The sequence below is a fragment of the Streptomyces sp. NPDC048278 genome, from assembly GCF_040652195.1.
GTDB lineage: Bacteria > Actinomycetota > Actinomycetes > Streptomycetales > Streptomycetaceae > Streptomyces.
In genome coordinates this window covers 310,571-327,897 of record NZ_JBEZLP010000008.1, presented here as the reverse complement: position 1 = coordinate 327,897, position 17,327 = coordinate 310,571, and the positions used below count along the sequence as shown (strand labels likewise).

Below are 17,327 nucleotides of genomic sequence, written 5' to 3'. Positions count from 1 at the left end.
GAAGCACACCCCTGAACCACACCGACAAGAGAGGCCCGCCATGACCGCCCCCCTTCCCGTGGTCTTCATCCACGGACTCTGGCTGCACAGCACCTCCTGGCAGCCGTGGATCGAGTTGTTCCGCGCCGAGGGCTACGACCCGTCCGCACCCGGGTGGCCGGGCGACCCCGACACCGTCGAGGACGCACGGCAGAACCCCGAGAGCATCGCCGACCACGGCATCGACGACGTCGTCGAGCACTACGCGGCCCTGATCGAGGCCCTGCCCGTGCGGCCCGTCGTGATCGGTCACTCGTTCGGCGGGATGATCGCGCAGAAGCTGCTCGGCCAGGACCGCGCCGCCGCGGCGGTCGCGATCGACGCCGCGCAGATCAAGGGCGTTCTGCCCCTGCCGCTGTCCGCGCTGAAGGCGACGCTCCCCGTCTTCAAGAACCCGGCCAACAAGCGCCGGGCGATCTCCCTGACCGCGGAGCAGTTCCGGTTCGCGTTCGGCAACGCCGTCGCGGAGGAGGAATCGGCGGCCCTGTACGAGCGCTGGACCATCCCCGCGCCGGGCAAGCCGCTGTACGAGGCCGCCTCCGCCAACTTCAACCCGCACTCGCCGGCGAAGGTGGACACGGAGAACAGCGGACGCGGCCCGCTGCTGCTCATCTCGGGCGGCAAGGACCACACGGTGCCCGAGGTCGTCACCCGGGCCACCCTCAAGCAGTACCGGCACTCCGAGGCCGTCACCGACATCATCAACTTCCCCGACCGCGGGCACTCGTTGACGATCGACGGCGGCTGGCGCGAGGTCGCGGACACCGTTCTCGGCTGGCTGCGGCAGCACGGTCCGGAGACCGGGCGATGACCTCCCCCGCGCCCCGGACCGCCGCACCGTCCGGTGCCGACCCGGGCCTGGCCGGGCGGACCGTCGTGGTCACCGGCGCCGGGCGCGGCATCGGGCTGGCCGTCGTGGAGGCCTTCCTCGCGGCCGGCGCCCGTGTCGTCGCGGGGTCGAGGCAACGCACCGACGCCCTCGACGACCATGTGAAGCAGGGTGCCGAACTCACCGTCGTGGAGGTCGATCTCGCGACGCCCGACGGTCCGGCGGCGCTGGTCGCCGAGGCCGTCGCGCTCCACGGGGGCGTCGACGTCCTGGTGAACAACGTCGGTGCGGTACGGCCGCGGGTCGACGGCTTCCTGGGCGTGACGGACGAGGACTGGGAGTGGACGTTCACGGTCAACCTCATGGCCGCCGTCCGCACCACCCGGGCCGCGCTGCCGCACCTGCTCGCCACCGGCGCGGGACGCATCGTCACCGTCTCCTCGGTCAACGCCCGGCTGCCCGACCCGCTGGTCATCGACTACGGCGCGGCGAAGGCGGCACTGACCAACTTCTGCAAGGCCCTGTCCAAGGAGGTGGGGCCGCGCGGGGTGCGGGTGAACACCATCGGTCCCGGTCCGGTGGAGACGGCGCTGTGGCAGGGCGCCGGCGGTGTCGCCGCCACGGTCGGCCGGTCCCGGGGCGTCGACCCGCGGGAGGTGGCCCGTGGGGCGGCCGGCCAGTCGGTGACCGGCCGCTTCACCCGGCCGGAGGAAGTGGCCGACCTCGTGGTCTACCTCGCCGGTCCGCGGGCGGCGAACATCACCGGCGCCGACTTCGTCGTCGACGGCGGCCTGGTCGAATCCCTCTGACCCGCCGTCACGGCACGGCGGGCGCCGAGCCCGCCGCGAGGAGCACCCGAAAGGACGACCGACGTGCCGCCGCACTTCCCGGGCGGCCCACGACGACCTCAGGAGCGGACATGACCGGCTTCTTCCCGACCTTCGGCCCGACGGCCGAGCGCGAACCCTTCTGGTTCCTCGGTGGCCAGGCCAGGATCCTGCTTCCCGGAACCGCGACCGACAACCGGCTCAGCCTGATGGAGTTCGCCGACCCGGCCGGCCACGCACCCCCGCACCACGTCCACGAGGACGAGGAGGAGGTCTGGTTCGTCCTCGACGGCGAGGTGACGTTCTTCGTCGGCGACCAGCGCCACGACCTGGTGCCCGGGCAGGTCGCGTACGGGCCGCGCGGGGTGCCGCACAGCTACCTGGTGCGTTCGCCCGCGGGCGCGCGGATAGCGGTGCTGTTCAGCCCGGCGTGCATCGAGGAGTACTTCAGGGCCAACGGCACCCCGGTGGCCGAGGCCGGCGACCTCCCGCCGGAGTTCGACCTCGCGGCGGTCGTGGCCTCCGCGGAGGCCTTCCATCTGCGCGTCACCGGACCGCCGCCGTCCCGGTGAGCCGGACCGTCCGTCTCACGAAAGACCTCCTGAAGATCTCGCTGAAGATCTCACGAAAGGGAAGACCGCCATGCCGTACATCACCGTCGGCCAGGAGAACTCCGCCGACATCGAGCTCTACTACGAGGACCACGGGAGCGGGCGGCCCGTGGTGCTGATCCACGGCTACCCGCTGGACGGCCACTCGTGGGAGAAGCAGCTCCCGGCCCTGCTCGGCGCGGGCCACCGGGTCATCACCTACGACCGGCGCGGCTTCGGCCGGTCCTCGCAGCCGACCACGGGCTACGACTACGACACCTTCGCCGCCGATCTCGACGCGGTGCTGACCGAACTGGACCTCACCGACGCGGTACTCGTCGGGTTCTCCATGGGCACCGGGGAGGTCGGCCGCTACCTGGGCACCTACGGCTCGCAGCGCGTCGCCAAGGCCGCCTTCCTGGCCTCCCTCGAACCCTTCCTGGTCAGGACGGACGACAATCCGGGCGGCGTCGACCGGTCCGTCTTCGACGGCATCCTGGAGGCGGTCACGAAGGACCGCTACGCCTACTTCACCGGCTTCTACGAGGCGTTCTACAACCTCGACGAGACGCTCGGCAGCCGGATCAGCGAAGAGGCGGTGCGGGCGAGCTGGAACGTGGCCGCGGGCGCGTCGGCGCACGCGTCGGTGGCCTGCGTGCCCACCTGGCTCACCGACTTCCGCGCCGACGTCGCCAGGATCGACGTACCGGCACTGATCCTGCACGGCACGGCCGACCGGATCCTGCCGGTCGAGGCCACCGGGCGGCCCTTCCACGCGCTGCTGCCCTCGGCCGAGTACGTCGAGATCGAGGGCGCCCCGCACGGCCTGCTCTGGACGCACGCCGAAGAGGTCAACGCCGCGCTGCTGGCCTTCCTGGCCAAGTAGCCGTCGCCTCCGGCGGCGACGGGAACCCATGAGGAGGAGGCGGCGATGACGGGATCCGGGGCACTGGGGATGACGGATCACGACGGAGTCCCGTTGACCCACGGCCGGCCACGGGTCAACGGGGTCGACCTGCACTGTGCGACGGGCGGCAGCGGCGAGCCGGTCGTCCTGATCCACGGCGTGCCGAAGACCATGTTCTTCTGGCGTCACGTCATCCCGCTGCTCACCCCGCACCACACGGTCGTCGCGGTGGATCTGCGGGGGTTCGGCGGCTCCGGACGTCCGGCGACCGGGTACGACACGCGGACCCTGGCCGCCGACGTCGCCGCGCTTATGTCGGCACTGGGACACGACCGGTACCGCGTGGTGGGCGAGGACTGGGGTGCCGCCGTCGCCTACGCCCTCGCGGCCTTCCACCGCCCGAAGGTCGCCCAGCTCGTCTTCCAGGAGACGAGACTGCCCGGCCTCCCGGTGCCCGGCCTCGGGCCGCTCGCCGCCGAGGATCCCCGCACCGGCTGGCACCGCACGCTGTTCGGCCTGCCGCACTACCCCGAACTGCTGATCACCGGCCGGGAGCGCGCCTTCTGGACGTACTTCATGCGGCGGATCATGTGGGACCCGAGCGCGTACACGGACGCCGACGAGGACGAGTACACCCGGGGGCTCGAAGAACCGGGGGGCAACCACGCGGTGTTCGAGCTGTACCGGGCGACGGAGACCGACGCCGAGCAGAACCGGCCGCAGTTCGCCGTCCCGCTGGAATGCCCGGTGCTGGCCGTCGGGGGGCGGGCCTACCTGGCCGCGGAGCCCGGGGAGCAGATGGCCCGGGTCGCGGTCGACGTCACGCCTGTGGTGATCGAACGGGCGGGGCACAACATCCCGTTGGAGGCACCCGCCGAACTCGCGCGCCACTACCTCGACTTCTTCGCGACCGCGGGGAAATGACGGTTCGGCGGGGGCGGCGGTGCCGCCGTGCCGCCGAGGGGCACCGCGTCACCCCGGTCCGGCCGGTTCGCCGATCGCGCGCGGGATCTGCTTCCGGGAGGTGATGCCGAGCTTGCGGAACACCTTGTTCAGGTGGAACTCGACGGTCGAGGCGGTGACGAACAGCCGCGTCGCGATCTCCGTGTTGGTCAGCCCCGAGGCGGCCATCGAGGCCACCTGCCGTTCCCTCGGGGTGAGATCGAACCTGGTCTCCTCGGTCCGCCTGCGGGCCTTCTCGCCGGTGGCCAGCAGCTCGATGCGGGCCCGCTCGGCGTAGGGCACCGCGCCGAAGGCGTCGAAGCTCTCGTAGGCGGCGCGCAGGTGCTTCCTGGCATCGGATCGCCGTTTGCGGCGGCGCAGCCACTCGCCGAACAGGAGCCGGGTCCGGGCCAGTTCCAGGGCCAGGGGTCCCTGCCCGAGCAGTTCGACGGACTCCTCGTAGAACTTCCGGGCATCGACGCCGTCGGCCGTCAGGGCCCGGCCGAGGGCCAGGCCGCCGAGCGCCCAGGGGGTACCGGCGAGCGGGGCCCGTTCCTCCAGCCGGGCCAGGGCTGCGGCCACGCCCGCGCGGTCGCCGGTGCGCACACCGGCCTCGACGAGCAGCGGCAGCACGAGGTTTCCGCAGGCCGGAGAGTCGGCGTCGAAGACCGCTCGCGCGTGCTCCAGCGCCGGCCGGTAGTGGCCGCGGCCCAGCTCGAAATGGGCCAGCGCGTGCTGGGCCAGCAGCTGGTGCAGGCCGAGGCCGATGCTCCGCAGCTCCGCGGTCCGCCGCACCGCGGAGCGCAACTCGTCCTCCCGGCCGGTCAGGGCGAACAGGTGGAGCCGGTTGAGGTCGCCGCCGCCGGGGAAGCCGGTGTCGGCCGCGATGTCGTCGAACTCGGCGAAGCGGATCTCCGCCTCGTCGAACCGTCCGTCCCACAGGAGGTGGCGTGCCTCGGCGAGCAGCGCCATGCCCAGTGCGTAGAGTGCTCCCGTCTCGCGGTTGGCCGCCGCCAGCCGGGCGGTGAGTTCGCGCCCGGCCCGGACGTCCCACAGGTCGTCGCAGGCCGTGGACATCATCACCGCGAACGGGCTGTTCGCGTCCTCGATCCGGTCGCTGCCCAGCAGCCCGTCCAGCGCCGCGCGCAGCACGGGGGTGCCGCGCTCGTAGCCCTGGGCCACGCGGCGGGCCAGCCCCTCCATCAGCAGGTCGCGGTCGCGCGCGGCGGGGGCCAGGGCGTGCCGCGCGGCGACGGCGGCGTCCGCGACCTCCTTCAGCGACGTGCCCTGCGTGCAGTCGTGGGCGACCAGCGCGGCATGCAGCGCCTCGCAGAGCAGTTCCCAGGTCAGCACCGGGTCCTGCGCGCCGAGTCTGGTCACGGCGTCCATCAGCATCGCCGGGACGTCGGCGACGACGATCTGGAGCAGCTGCGCGGTCGCCCGTATCCGCAGCTCGCGGGTGCGCGTCACCGGGGAGCGGAGGTCGGCGCCGGCCAGGTCCAGCGCGGTCCCCGCCGCCGCCGCGTCGCCGGACATCAGATGGGCCTGCGCCGCGTCGAGCAGCCGCTCGGCCCGTCTGCCGGGGTCGCCGGTGAACTCGGCGGAACGCGACAGGAACAGGGCCTGCTGGGAGTATCCGCCGCGGGAGCGGGCCCGCTCGGAGGCGGCTTCCAGGTCGTCCGCGACGCCGTCGTCCACGCCCTCGGCGGCCTCGGCCCGGTGCCAGGCGCGGCGGTCGGCGTCCCGTACGGCGTCGCAGGCGGCGGCCAGGGCGGCGTGCACCCGGCGGCGCTCGCCGGGTTCGGCTCCGGCATACACCGTCGAGCGGATCAGGGGATGGCGGAAGGCGGTCGGCGTGTCCCGGCCGAGGATTCCGGCGGCGACCGCCGGCTGGACGGCGCGGGCCGCCAGGCCCAGCCGCCCGGCGGATCGCCACATCATCCCCATGTCGTCCGAGGGGGCCGCCGCGAGCAGCAGCAACAGGGTCGCGGTCCCGGGCGGCAGGGCGCCGGCCAGGCGCCGGAAGTGGCCTTCGAGCAGCCGGCCCACCGGCAGCGGATCGGGCAACGGGGTGATACCGGACAGCTGCTCGGCGGCGAGGGCCTCGGTCAGCTCCAGCAGCGCGAGCGGATTGCCTCCGGTACCGGCGACGATGCGGTCGGCCACCGCCGCGTCCACCCGCCGGGTGCCGAAGGAGAGCAGGGCCCTGGCGTCCGCCTCCGACAGGCCCCGCACGCGGTGCACGCTCAGCGCGTCGAAGAGGCCGCTGTCCCCGAGCCCCTCGCGGACGGCGATGATCAGGCCCAGGGAGTCGGCATGCAGCCGGCGGGCGGTGAACGCGAGCGCCTCGGCCGACTCCCGGTCCAGCCACTGCGCGTCGTCCAGCAGGAACAGCAGCGGCTGGTCGGCGGCGGCCTCGGACAGCAGTGTCAGCGTCGCCAGCCCGACCAGATAGCGGTCCGCTGGCGGTCCCGGAACCCGTCCCAGGGCCGCGTCCAGCGCGGCCCGCTGGGGTCCGGGCAGCCGGTCCGTCCGGTTCAGGAAGGGCCGCAGCAGCCGGTGCAGGGCGCCGAAGCCGAGTCCGGTCTCCGGCTCGACCGCGGTCAGCCGGACCACGCGGAGTTCCGTGGCCCGAGCCGCGGCGTACTCCAGCATCCGGGTCTTGCCGATCCCGGGTTCGCCGGTCAGGACCAGCGCGCCGCTGAGGCCGTCCCGCACCGCGTCGAGCAGTCGGTCGACGGCCTCGCGTTCGGTATGGCGACCGACGATCGGCGGCCCGGACGCAGGCTGGACGCCGTTTCCCACCATGGGATCGCTCCCCCGCTTGTCGATGTCCTGACGTGGAGAACGCTAGGAGCGCCGCCCGGGCGTGAGCGAGCGTCATGTGACGGTGGTCAGCGCAGTGCGCTGACCACCGTCCGCAGTTCGGCGCGCGAGGCCACGCCCAGCTTGGGGAAGATCCGGTGGAGATGCGAGCTGACGGTGCGGTGCGAGAGGTAGAGCCGCTGGCCTATCTCGCGGTTCGTCAGGCCTTCGGCGGCGAGCTGGACGATCTGCAGCTCGTGGGCGGTCAGCTGGTCCCGGGCGTCCGGGGCCCGGCGGCGGCTGGTCTCGCCCGCGGCGCGCAGCTCCCGGCGGGCCCGCTCCCCCCAGGGGATCACGCCGAGCGCGTCGAACATGTCGCGGGCGGCACGGAGGTGGTCGCGGGACTCGACGCTGCGCCGCCGGCGCCGCAGCCATTCGCCGTACGCCAGGTGGGTACGGGCCCTGATCAGCGGCCAGGAGCCGAGGTCGGCTTCGAGTGCCGCCGCGAAGAGCGGGTCGGCGTCCTCGTCGGCGGCCAGCAGGGCCCGGACCAGGCGCAGTTCGGCGTGGAGCACCGGTGCGGAGGTCACCGTCGCGACCTCCTCCAGCTCCGCCACGACCGGGAGCACGGCCTCCAGTCGCCCGCAGTGCGTCGCCGCGTCGACGAGGTCGCCCACGGCCGTCAGCCGCAGGGCGACCTGGAACGCGGGGTCCGCCGGATCGTGCAGCCGGCGGAACTGGCCGAAGGCCTCCTCGAACCGGCCCGCGCCGAGCGCGGCGAGCCCGCGGGCCGTCGACGCGGTGGCCAGCACCGGACGGGCCCCGGCCGGCAGCCCGATCCCCTCCGCCTCCTCGGCCAGCGCCAGGGCGGAGTCCACCTCACCGCGCAGCGCGGCCAGCTTGGCGGCGGTGGCGGTCATCAGCGCGTACATCATCGTCTGGCTGGTCTCGCGCGCCAGCCTCCGTGACTCCTCGGTCGCGGCGATCGCGGCGCCGAGGTCGCCGACCACGAGAGCGCTCCACGCGTCCGCGCCGACCGTCCGGGCCAGCAGCCCCAGGCGTCCCTGGGCCCGCAGCGGCGCGCTGCCGGCCGCCGAGAACGCCCGCGCCAGGTCGAAGCCGCCGACGAGGAGCGCGGCGGTGCTGAGCATCCGGTAGGCGCGGCCGTCGTCGCCCTCCTTCAGGGCGACGTGCCGGGCGCGCTCCAGGACGAAGGTGCCGCGGTCGACCGGTGCGGCGTAGGCGCAGATGGCCAGCCGCCACGGGTCGAGTTCGTCGAGCTCCATCCGCTCCACGGCCCGCAGGACCGTGGAGCGGCCCTGCGGGCCCGGGTCGGACCAGAAGCACAGCTGGGCCGCGCTCCACAGGATCCGCAGCGCCAGCGCACGGTCCTCCGCGACCATTTCCTCGGCGAGGGCCGTCAGGGAGTTGGCGCCCGAGGAGTGGCTGTGCAGCCCCTCGTCGAAGCTGCCGCGGAGCCAGACGACCGTGGCGTGCTGCCGTCGCGACAGCGGCCCGGTGAGCGCCTGGTCCAGCAGCCGGGTCACGGTCTCGGGCCGGCCGAGCTCGACGGCGAAGTCGGCGGCGCGCAGCAGCCGTTCCGATCGGCGGCCGGCGTCCTCGCTGAGCGCGGCGGCCTGTTCGAGGGCGGTGACGGCCGCCGCGATGCCGCCGCGGCGCGCGGCCCGGTGGGCGGCGTCCTCCAGCGCGGCGGCGACGGCTTCCTCCGGGGCGTCGGCCGCGGCGGCCCGGTGCCGCAGCTGCCGGTCCGGGTGTTCCCAGAGCACGGCGGCGAGCGCGGCGTGCGCGGCGTGGCGGGCGCCGGCGGGCATGGTCTGGTGGATCGCCGACCGCATCAGCGGATGCCCGAACCGGATGTCGTTGCCGACGACCTGGACGAGCCGAGCGCGCACGGCCGGGTCGAGTTCCGCGGGTCCGGCCGTGGCGCCGGTGAACAGGCGGGTCGCGCGGTAGATCTCGGGGAGCGACGAGCCGTCGTCGAGGGCCGCGATCCGCAGCAGGCTGCGGGTGATGTCGGGCAGGGTCTCCAGGCGGTCGGTGAAGGCCCGTTCGAGCCGCTCGGTGAGCGGCAGCTGGGCCATGTGCGGATCGGCCGACGCGCCGAGGGTGCGGGAGAGTTCCGTCAGCGCCAGGGGGTTCCCGGCGGCCTCGGCCAGCAGCCGGCGGTGCGCGGTCGGACGCAGCTCCGGGGCGTGGCCGGCCAGGAGCTGCGCGGCCTGGCCGTCCGTGAGCGGGCCGAGGGTCACGGAGGTGAGTTCGTCGGAGTTCAGACGCGACCGGTAGCCCTCGCGTGCGGCTCCCACGATGACCACCGGCTCCGTGCCGACCCTGCGCGCCACGAAGGCGAGGACGCTGACGGTGGCGTCGTCGAGCCACTGGACGTCGTCGGCCAGGAGCAGCACCGGCGCGGTCGCGGCCGTGTCGGCCAGGAGGTTGAGGACCGCCAGGCCGACCAGGAAGACGTCGGGGACACCGGCCTCGGCGTGTCCGAGTGCGGTGTCCAGCGCCTGCCGGTGCTGAACGGCGAGTTGGGCGGCCTCCGCGGCCAGCGGGCGCAGGACGAGTTGCAGGCCTGCGTAGGGGATGTCGCTCTCGGCCTCGGCACCGCTGGTGCGCAGGACCCGGTGACCGAGTCCCTCGGCGAGAGCGGCGGTCTCGGCGAGCAGCGCCGTCTTCCCGATGCCGGGCGCCCCGCGGACCAGCACCGCGCTCCCGTGGCTCCGCGGCTCGGCCAGCAGCCGGCGCATCAGATCCAGCTGGTCGTCCCGACCGACGAGCTCCACGTTCCCCCCATCAGCCGGGTCCCCGGACTCGGTCTGTCTGGAAGCTCAGCGTACTGCCTCCCGTGACCCGGACCCTTCATTGTGGATTGACTATTCCAGAAAGTGGGCTACTCTTGCGGCATGGCACGCACGAGGGAATTCGACGTCGACCGGGCGATAGACCGGGCCACGGACCTGTTCTGGCGCCGCGGCTACGCGGAGACGTCCCTGCAGGACCTGCTGCAGGAGCTCGCCATCGGCAGCGGCAGCTTCTACGCGGCCTTCGGCTCGAAGGAGCAGCTCTACGTCCGCTGCCTGGAGCGCTACACCTCCCTCCAGGGCAGCGACCTGGAGCAGGCCCTCGACGGGTCCGCCGACATCCGGTCCGCGGTCCGCAAGGTGCTCACCGCCATGATCGAGGCGGACCTGGCCGAGCCCACCCGCGGCTGCCTGGTGGTCAGCACCTCCACGCAGTGCGGCGAGCAGCCCGCCGCGACGGAACGCGTCACCTTCGCCGTCCGGCAGGTCGAGTCCCAGCTCGCCGGGGCCCTGGAGCAGGCGCAGGTGCGGGGCGAGATCTCCCCGGACAAGGACCCGAGGCAGCTGGCGCGGTTCCTCACCACGTTCATCCAGGGGATCCGGATCGTCGGCCAGGCGCGCACCGGAAGGGAGTTCGCGGAGGACGCCCTGTCCGTCGCGATGGGCGCGCTGGACTGACCGCCGCGACCGACCCGCCTCGCCCGCACCACACCCGCACCACACCCGCGCCGTGCCTGCGCCGCACCTGGGCGCGGTAAGCCGTACCGTAATTATGTATTGATCAATCCAGAAAGGAACCGTCATGGAACTGCACCTCAAGGACAAGGTCGCCGTCGTCACCGGAGCCAGCAAGGGCATCGGCCTGGCCGTGGTCGAGAAGCTGGCCCGGGAGGGGGTGAAGGTGGTGGCCGGCAGCCGCTCGTCCACCCCCGAGCTGGACGCCCTGGCAGCCGAGCACGACGTCACGATCGTGCCGGTCGACCTGTCCACCCGCGAGGGGGCGGAGACCCTGGTCCAGCAGGCCGTGGAGCGCCACCAGCGCCTGGACATCCTGGTCAACAACGTCGGCGCCGCCGAACCCCGCGAGTCGTTCCTCCAGGTCGACGACGCCGACTGGCGGCGGATCTTCGACCTGACCTTCTTCAGCGCCGTCCGCACCAGCCGCGCCGCCCTGCCGCATCTGGTCGCGACGGGGGACGCGGCCATCGTGAACATCAGCTCGATCAACGCGCGGCTGCCCTTCCCCATGGTGGTCGACTACTCGGCGGCCAAGGCGGCGCTGACCAACCTGAACAAGTCCCTGTCCGAGGAGTTCGCACCGCAGGGCGTGCGCGTCAACGCCATCGCCCCGGGCCCGGTCCGCACGCCGTTCTGGACCGCGCCGGGCGGCTTCGCGGACGCCACCGCCTCGGCCGCCGGGACCACCGCGCAGGAAGCGCTGGACGTCGTCGTGCCGCAGAGCATGGGCATCACGACCGGACGCATCAGCGAGGCACACGAAGTCGCCGACCTCACGCTGTTCCTCGCCTCTCCCCTCGCCGCGAACATCACCGGCACGGAGACCCTCGTCGACGGCGGCCAGACCAAGACGCTCTGAGGACCGGCGAGCCGAAAACCCCCGTTCAACTTCCCGCACAGACAACACAAGTGGAGAGAAGAAATGTCTACCGACGCCCCGATCACCCCTGAGCCGCTGCTTCAGCTCGGCCTGGGCTTCATGGCCTCCAAGACACTGCTGAGCGCGGTGGAGTTGGGAGTCTTCACCGTACTGGCCGACGGCGGCCGGGACCGCGAGTCCCTCGCCGCCGAGGTCGGCCTGCATCCCAGATCCGCCGCGGACTTCCTCGACGCCCTGGTCTCACTCGACGTGCTGACCCGCGACGAGGACGGCGTCTACCGCAACACCCCCGCCGCGGACGTCTTCCTGGACCGGGCCAAGCCGTCGTACGTGGGCGGCATCCTGGAGATGGCAAACGCACGTCTCTTCGGGTTCTGGAACAACCTCACCGACGCGCTGCGGACCGGCACCCTGCAGAACGAGGTCGCGCACAGCGGCGCCCCGTTCTTCGCCACGCTCAGCCAGGACCCGGTCGCCTGGCGCACCTTCCTCAACGGCATGAACGGCGTCAGCACACCCCTCGCCGCCGCGCTGGCCGCCGACTTCGACTGGACCGGCCGCCGGCACGTCGTCGACCTCGGCGGAGCCCTCGGCGCGGTGCCCGCCGCCGTCCTGCGCTCCCACCCGGACATCACCGGAGCCGTCTTCGAACTTCCCCCCGTCGGCCCGGTGTTCGAGGAGTTCGTCGCCGCCCACGGCCTGACCGGCCGTCTCGCCTTCCACGGCGGGGACTTCTTCGCCGACCCGCTGCCCGCGGCCGACGTCTACGTCATGGGCCAGATCCTCCACGACTGGAACCCGGAGCAGCGCCGGTTCCTGCTCAAGAAGGCCTACGACGCCCTGCCCGAGGGCGGCACCCTCATCGTCTACGACGCCATGATCGACGACGAGCGCCGCCACCACACCTACGGCCTGATGCTGTCGCTCAACATGCTCATCGACACGGAGGGAGGGTCGGAGTACACGGTCGCGGACGCCACCGAGTGGCTCCGGGCCGCCGGCTTCGCGAAGGTGGAGACCCGTCCCCTGATCGGCGGCTACACCGCCGCCTACGCCACCAAGTGAGCTAGGAGGACGCCCGGGCCACCAGCGCCGTCGGCAGTACCGCGTGCCGGCGCTCCAGCCCCCGGGCGGCGGCCGGACGCCGGTCGGCGATCTCGGCCAGCAGCAGGTCGATCATGGCGCGGCCCATCCCCTCGATCGGCTGACGGACGCTGGTGAGCGGCGGGTCCATGTGACGTGCGATGGCCGAGTCGTCGTACCCGACCAGCGCCACGTCCTCGGGGATGCGGCGGCCCGCCACGCGCAGCACCTGGCGGGCGCCCGCCGCCATCACGTCGGAGCCGGCGAACACGGCGTCGAGGCGGGGCTCGCGCTCCAGCAGCCGGGCCATCGCCCGCCGGCCGCCCTCCTCGGTGAAGTCGCCTGGCTCGATGAGGAGTTCGTCCGCCGCACGGCCCGCGTCGCGCAGGGCGTCACGGTACCCGTCGACGCGGCGCTGGGCTCCGTACACGTCGAGCCGGCCGGTGATGTGGGCGATCGTGCGACGGCCGCGGGTCAGCAGGTGCTCCACGGCCGACCGGGCTCCGCCGTAGTTGTCGGAGTCCACCGAGGTCAGCGTCTCCTCCGCCGAGCGGGGGCCGCTGATCACGGCCGGGATCTCCAGCTGGGCGAGCAGGTCGGGCAGCGGGTCGTCGGCGTGCACGGACACCAGCAGCACCCCGTCCACCCGGTGCGCGGCCAGGTACTGCGCGAGCCGGCGCCGCTCGCGGTCGCTGCCCGCGAAGATCAGCAGCAACTGCATCTCGGTCTCGGAGAGTTCGGCGCCGACGCCGCTGAGCATGTCGGAGAAGTACGGCTCCGCGAAGAACCGGGTCTCCGGCTCGGGAACGACCAGCGCGATCGCGTCCGTGCGGTTGGCGGCCAGCGCGCGGGCGGCGGTGTTGGGGACGTAGCCGAGTTCGTTGACGGCCGCCTCCACGGCCGCGCGGGTCGCGTCGCTGACCCGGGGCGAGCCGTTGATCACCCGTGACACCGTGCCGCGGCCCACGCCGGCCCGGGCGGCGACCTCCTCCAGGGTCGGCCGCCGAGCGCCCCGGCCCCGCTCACCCTTGACCGTCATGGTCGCCGCCTTCCGTTCGCAGCCCTCAGGCCAGGAAATGTAACAGCCGGGGCCCGGCCGCTCCGGGCCCCGTCACGCCCCCGGGGCCGTACCGGGTCAGCCCTGCTCACCGGCGCTCGGCAGGGCGTTCCGGCGGATCACCTCCGCGTACCAGTGTGCGCTCGCCTTGGGGATGCGGCGCTGGGTGCCGTAGTCGACGTAGACGGCGCCGAAGCGCTTGGAGTAGCCGTAGGACCACTCGAAGTTGTCCAGCAGCGACCACAGGAAGTAGCCGCGCACGTCCGCTCCGTCGGCGACGGCCTGCCGGACGGCGTCCAGGTGGGAGTGGAGGTAGGCGATCCGCTGCGGGTCGTTGACCCGGCCCTCGGGCGAGACGTAGTCGTCGAAGGCGGCGCCGTTCTCGGTGACCATCAGCGGCAGCCCCGGGTGCGAGGCGGCCAGGCCGGTCAGCAGGGTGTGCAGCCCGCTCGCGTCGATGGCCCAGTTCATCGCGGTGAGCTGGTCGTTGGCCAGATGGAAGGTGACGTCGTCGGCGCCCGTCCACGGGGAGTGGTCGCTCGCGCCGTGGCCGTCGTTGCGGGTGCCGGCGCCGCCCTCGACGGCCGCGGAGACCACGGTCGGCGAGTAGTAGTTGACGCCGAGCAGGTCGATCGGGCGGGAGATCTCGGCCAGGTCGCCGTCGTGCACCAGCTCCGCCCAGTCCACGAGGTGCGCGGTGTCGGCGAGCAGGTCCTCGGGGTAGGCCCCGTCCAGGACCGGGCCGGTGAAGATCCGGTTGCCGACCGCGTCGATACGCCGGGCCGCCTCGGCGTCCGCGGCGCTTCCGGTCAGCGGGCGCACCTGGTGCAGGTTGAGGGTGAGGGAGGTCTGCGCGGTCGACGGCAGGTTCTCCCGCAGCGCGCCGACCGCCTGCCCGTGGGCCAGGTTGAGGTGGTGCGCGGCGCGCAGGGTGGCCGCCGGGTCGGTACGCCCGGGGGCGTGCACGCCGGAGCCGTAGCCCAGGAAGGCGCTGCACCAGGGCTCGTTGAGGGTGGTCCACACCCCGACGCGGTCCCCGAGGGCGCGGGCCATGATCTCGGCGTAGTCGGCGAAGCGGTGCGCGGTGTCCCGCTGCGGCCAGCCGCCCGCGTCCTCCAGTTCCTGCGGCAGGTCCCAGTGGTAGAGGGTGGCGACCGGGGTGATGCCCGCTTCGAGGAGTTCGTCGGTGAGCCGCCGGTAGAAGTCCAGGCCGCGCTCGACCGCGGGCCCCCGTCCGGTGGGCTGCACCCGGGACCAGGAGACGGAGAACCGGTAGGCCTTGAGGCCGAGGTCCTTCATCAGCGCGACGTCGTCCTTGTACCGGTGGTAGTGGTCGGCGGCGATGTCACCGGTGTCGCCGTTGCGGACCCGCCCGGGGGTGTGGCTGAAGGTGTCCCAGATCGACGGCGTACGACCGTCCTCGGCGGCGGCACCCTCCACCTGGTACGCGGCGGTGGCGGCCCCCCAGACGAAACCGGGCGGGAAGGAGGTGTCTGAGGCCGACTGGGCAGTGGTCTCGGTTCGTACGGCGGTCATCTGAGAGCGCTCCCGGAGTGGCGTGGAGAAGAAAGGGGGGAAGGAAGCAAGGGGGGCAAGGGGGCAAGGCGAGCGGGGGGAAACGGGGCGGTGGGGCGGGCCACCGGGAACGGGTGGGGCGGCCCGCTCGGCGTCAGCCCTTGACGGCGCCCGCCATGATGCCTCCGACGATCTGCTTGCCGAAGATCACGAAGACGAGCAGCAGCGGCAGCGTGCTGATCAGCGCGCCGGCCATGACGATGCTCTGGTCGGGGGTGTAGGAGGCGCTGAGCTGGCCGAGCGCGACCTGGAGGGTGGGGTTGTCCTGGTTCAGGGCGAGGAAGGGCCAGAAGAAGTCGTTCCACGCCTGGACGAAGGTGAGCATGCCCAGCACCATCATCGCGGGGCGGGCCGCGGGCAGGACCACGTTCCACACGATGCGGATGTTGGTCGCGCCGTCCACCTTGGCCGCCTCGATGAGCTCGTAGGGCAGGGCCTCCAGCAGGTACTGGCGCATGAAGAAGACACCGAAGGCACCGACCAGGGTCGGGAAGATCACCGACTCCAGTTTTCCGCCCCAGCCGATGTCCGCCATCATCATGAACAGCGGGACCACACTGAGCTGCGGCGGGATCGTCAGGGTGGCGATGACCGCGGTCATCAGGGCGCCCCGGCCGCGGAACCGCATCTTGGCGAAGGCGTAGCCGGCCAGGGTGCAGAAGAACAGGGTGGCCGCGGTGATGCAGCCCGCCACGATCACGCTGTTGACGATGGCCTTGCCCAGGTGGGCCTGTTCCCAGGCGGTCTGGAGGTTGCTCCACAGCCTGCCGCCCGGCAGCAGCGGCGGCGGGCTGTCGAGGACCCGCTGCTGGTCGTGCGAGGCGGCCACCAGCGTCCAGTACAGCGGGAAGACCGAGCCCAGGCCGACGACGACCAGGGCGAGGTAGGTGAGGGGGCCGCCCTTGAGCTGCTGCCCGGCGCCGAGCTTGAGGCGTACGCGGTTCCTGGCCGGGGACGGGGCCGGCGGCAGCGGGTCGAGGCCCGGCGCGGTGTTGGTGGGGCTGGTCGTGGTCATCGATATCGCTCCCGTCAGGCCGCGCTCTTGCGCAGGAACCGGCCGACGATCAAGTTGATCAGGGCGATGAGCAGCAGCAGGGCGAGCATGGCCCAGGCCACCGCCGCGGCCGGGCCCAGATGCCCCAGCTTCCAGCCGTAGTTGTAGAGGTAGATGCTGAGGGTTTCGTACTGGTGCTCGTTGCCGCCGGTGGAGCCGAGCGTGCCGCCCTGGAGCAGCAGCGGCTCGCCGAACAGCTGCATGGAACCGATCGTCGAGATGACGATGGTGAACAGGATCGTCGGCCGCAGCGAGGGAATGGTCACCTTGCGGAACTGCTGCCAGCGGGTCGCCCCGTCGATGGAGGCGGCCTCGTACAGGTCGGTGGGCACGGCCTGCATGGCCGCCAGGTAGATCAGCGCGTTGTAGCCGGTCCAGCGCCATATCACGATGACCGAGATGGCGATCTTGGACGTCCACTCGCCGTTGCCCCAGTCGGTGTTGCCGATGCCGACGAAGTGCAGCACCCAGTTGAGGATGCCGCCGTCGGCCCGGAACACCAGGGCGAAGACCAGGGCCGCGGTCGCCACCGAAGTGGCGTACGGGGTGAGCACGACCGTCCGCCAGAACGTGCTGGCGCGCAGCTTGTAGTTGAGCAGGTGGGCGAGGCCGAGGGCTACGAGCAGCTGCGGGACGGTCGAGATGACGCCGATCAGGAAGGTGTTCGTGACGGCCGTCCAGAACTCCGAGTCCTGGAGGATCTTGGTGAAGTTGTCGAAGCCGACCCACTCCGACGTGCTGAGGCTCGTCATCTCCACCCGGTGCAGGGCGATCCAGCCCGTGTAGAGGAGCGGGTAGAGCCCGAAGGCACCGAAGACGAGGAAGAACGGAGCGATGTACGCGTACGGGGACGCGAGGTCGTCGAAGCGCCACAGCCGGCTGCGCCAGGTGCCGCGTCCGTTCGGCACGGCACCGGAGCCGCCGGCGGGCGGGGTGGGGGCACCCCGTGTGGGTGTCGTCGTTGCCACGGGGGATTTCCTTCCTGGGGGGATTCGGCCGGGGAACGGGGGCGGGACCGGGCGGGACCGGACGGCGACGCCGGGGTCTCGCACCGCGCCGGACCCGGCCGGGGGACGCGGCGCGCCGGTGTCCGGCGCGCCCTACCCACGCGCCGGGCACCGGAACCTCGTACGGCACGGCGCGCGGTGCGGGCGGCCGGCGGGGCCGCCCGCACCGCGG

Annotated in this window: 14 protein-coding genes; 8 read left to right on the top strand and 6 right to left on the bottom strand. The window is 72.8% G+C overall.

Annotated features, from left to right (window positions below; genetic code table 11):
- Positions 1-40 precede the first annotated feature (40 nt).
- From AB0D74_RS17645 to AB0D74_RS17625, 5 genes are all read left to right on the top strand, one after another.
- Entirely contained in the window at positions 41-850 is an 810-nt protein-coding gene (locus AB0D74_RS17645) for an alpha/beta hydrolase (protein WP_362586785.1), read from the top strand.
- A complete protein-coding gene (locus AB0D74_RS17640; RefSeq protein ID WP_362586782.1) occupies positions 847-1,677 on the top strand; it encodes an oxidoreductase in 831 nt (276 codons plus the stop codon). Before AB0D74_RS17645 ends, AB0D74_RS17640 begins: the two co-directional genes overlap by 4 nt.
- A gap of 110 nt (positions 1,678-1,787) precedes the next feature.
- Positions 1,788-2,267, top strand: coding sequence for a cupin domain-containing protein (locus AB0D74_RS17635; RefSeq protein ID WP_362586779.1), 480 nt, complete (start codon positions 1,788-1,790; stop codon positions 2,265-2,267).
- A 70-nt stretch (positions 2,268-2,337) separates the two neighbouring features.
- On the top strand, positions 2,338-3,171 hold the full coding sequence (locus AB0D74_RS17630; RefSeq protein WP_362586776.1) for an alpha/beta hydrolase: 834 nt from the start codon (positions 2,338-2,340) through the stop codon (positions 3,169-3,171).
- A 45-nt stretch (positions 3,172-3,216) separates the two neighbouring features.
- A complete protein-coding gene (locus AB0D74_RS17625; protein WP_362586773.1) occupies positions 3,217-4,116 on the top strand; it encodes an alpha/beta hydrolase in 900 nt (299 codons plus the stop codon).
- A gap of 48 nt (positions 4,117-4,164) precedes the next feature.
- Here the strand turns inward: AB0D74_RS17625 and AB0D74_RS17620 are convergent, their stop codons facing one another.
- Together AB0D74_RS17620 and AB0D74_RS17615 are read right to left on the bottom strand one after the other, a co-directional pair.
- Entirely contained in the window at positions 4,165-6,942 is a 2,778-nt protein-coding gene (locus AB0D74_RS17620; RefSeq protein ID WP_362586770.1) for a LuxR family transcriptional regulator, read from the bottom strand.
- Positions 6,943-7,028: 86 nt separating this feature from the next.
- Entirely contained in the window at positions 7,029-9,743 is a 2,715-nt protein-coding gene (locus AB0D74_RS17615; protein WP_362586767.1) for an AAA family ATPase, read from the bottom strand.
- Positions 9,744-9,863: 120 nt separating this feature from the next.
- On the opposite strand from AB0D74_RS17615, the gene AB0D74_RS17610 reads away from it, so the two are divergent.
- The 3 genes from AB0D74_RS17610 (at position 9,864) to AB0D74_RS17600 (ending at position 12,444) form a co-directional block, all read left to right on the top strand.
- Positions 9,864-10,439: a TetR/AcrR family transcriptional regulator gene (locus tag AB0D74_RS17610; RefSeq protein WP_362586764.1), complete on the top strand. Its 576-nt coding sequence runs from the start codon at positions 9,864-9,866 to the stop codon at positions 10,437-10,439.
- Positions 10,440-10,563: 124 nt separating this feature from the next.
- Positions 10,564-11,358 (top strand): oxidoreductase, encoded by a 795-nt coding sequence (locus AB0D74_RS17605; RefSeq protein ID WP_362586761.1) that lies wholly within the window; start codon positions 10,564-10,566, stop codon positions 11,356-11,358.
- 63 nt (positions 11,359-11,421) lie between these two features.
- Positions 11,422-12,444, top strand: coding sequence for a methyltransferase (locus tag AB0D74_RS17600; RefSeq protein WP_362586758.1), 1,023 nt, complete (start codon positions 11,422-11,424; stop codon positions 12,442-12,444).
- A gap of 1 nt (position 12,445) precedes the next feature.
- Here the strand turns inward: AB0D74_RS17600 and AB0D74_RS17595 are convergent, their stop codons facing one another.
- The 4 genes from AB0D74_RS17595 to AB0D74_RS17580 form a co-directional block, all read right to left on the bottom strand.
- Positions 12,446-13,501 carry a LacI family DNA-binding transcriptional regulator gene (locus AB0D74_RS17595; protein WP_362586755.1) on the bottom strand — a complete coding sequence of 352 codons (1,056 nt, stop codon included), beginning with the start codon at positions 13,499-13,501 and terminating at the stop codon, positions 12,446-12,448.
- A 96-nt stretch (positions 13,502-13,597) separates the two neighbouring features.
- A complete protein-coding gene (locus tag AB0D74_RS17590) occupies positions 13,598-15,055 on the bottom strand; it encodes a GH1 family beta-glucosidase (RefSeq protein WP_362586752.1) in 1,458 nt (485 codons plus the stop codon).
- 133 nt (positions 15,056-15,188) lie between these two features.
- On the bottom strand, positions 15,189-16,109 hold the full coding sequence (locus AB0D74_RS17585) for a carbohydrate ABC transporter permease (protein WP_362586749.1): 921 nt from the start codon (positions 16,107-16,109) through the stop codon (positions 15,189-15,191).
- Between the two features lie 14 nt (positions 16,110-16,123).
- Positions 16,124-17,116, bottom strand: coding sequence for a sugar ABC transporter permease (locus AB0D74_RS17580; RefSeq protein WP_355710650.1), 993 nt, complete (start codon positions 17,114-17,116; stop codon positions 16,124-16,126).
- Between the last annotated feature and the right edge of the window lie 211 nt (positions 17,117-17,327).

Excerpts from the sequence above, each read along its gene's own strand:
- AB0D74_RS17645 (WP_362586785.1), top strand. The coding sequence starts at position 41 with ATGACCGCCCCCCTTCCCGTGGTCTTCATCCACGGACTCTGGCTGCAC.
- AB0D74_RS17640 (WP_362586782.1), top strand. The coding sequence starts at position 847 with ATGACCTCCCCCGCGCCCCGGACCGCCGCACCGTCCGGTGCCGACCCG.
- AB0D74_RS17635 (WP_362586779.1), top strand. The coding sequence starts at position 1,788 with ATGACCGGCTTCTTCCCGACCTTCGGCCCGACGGCCGAGCGCGAACCC.
- AB0D74_RS17630 (WP_362586776.1), top strand. The coding sequence starts at position 2,338 with ATGCCGTACATCACCGTCGGCCAGGAGAACTCCGCCGACATCGAGCTC.
- AB0D74_RS17625 (WP_362586773.1), top strand. The coding sequence starts at position 3,217 with ATGACGGGATCCGGGGCACTGGGGATGACGGATCACGACGGAGTCCCG.
- AB0D74_RS17620 (WP_362586770.1), bottom strand. The coding sequence starts at position 6,942 with ATGGTGGGAAACGGCGTCCAGCCTGCGTCCGGGCCGCCGATCGTCGGT.
- AB0D74_RS17610 (WP_362586764.1), top strand. The coding sequence starts at position 9,864 with ATGGCACGCACGAGGGAATTCGACGTCGACCGGGCGATAGACCGGGCC.
- AB0D74_RS17605 (WP_362586761.1), top strand. The coding sequence starts at position 10,564 with ATGGAACTGCACCTCAAGGACAAGGTCGCCGTCGTCACCGGAGCCAGC.
- AB0D74_RS17600 (WP_362586758.1), top strand. The coding sequence starts at position 11,422 with ATGTCTACCGACGCCCCGATCACCCCTGAGCCGCTGCTTCAGCTCGGC.
- AB0D74_RS17595 (WP_362586755.1), bottom strand. The coding sequence starts at position 13,501 with ATGACGGTCAAGGGTGAGCGGGGCCGGGGCGCTCGGCGGCCGACCCTG.
- AB0D74_RS17590 (WP_362586752.1), bottom strand. The coding sequence starts at position 15,055 with ATGACCGCCGTACGAACCGAGACCACTGCCCAGTCGGCCTCAGACACC.
- AB0D74_RS17585 (WP_362586749.1), bottom strand. The coding sequence starts at position 16,109 with ATGACCACGACCAGCCCCACCAACACCGCGCCGGGCCTCGACCCGCTG.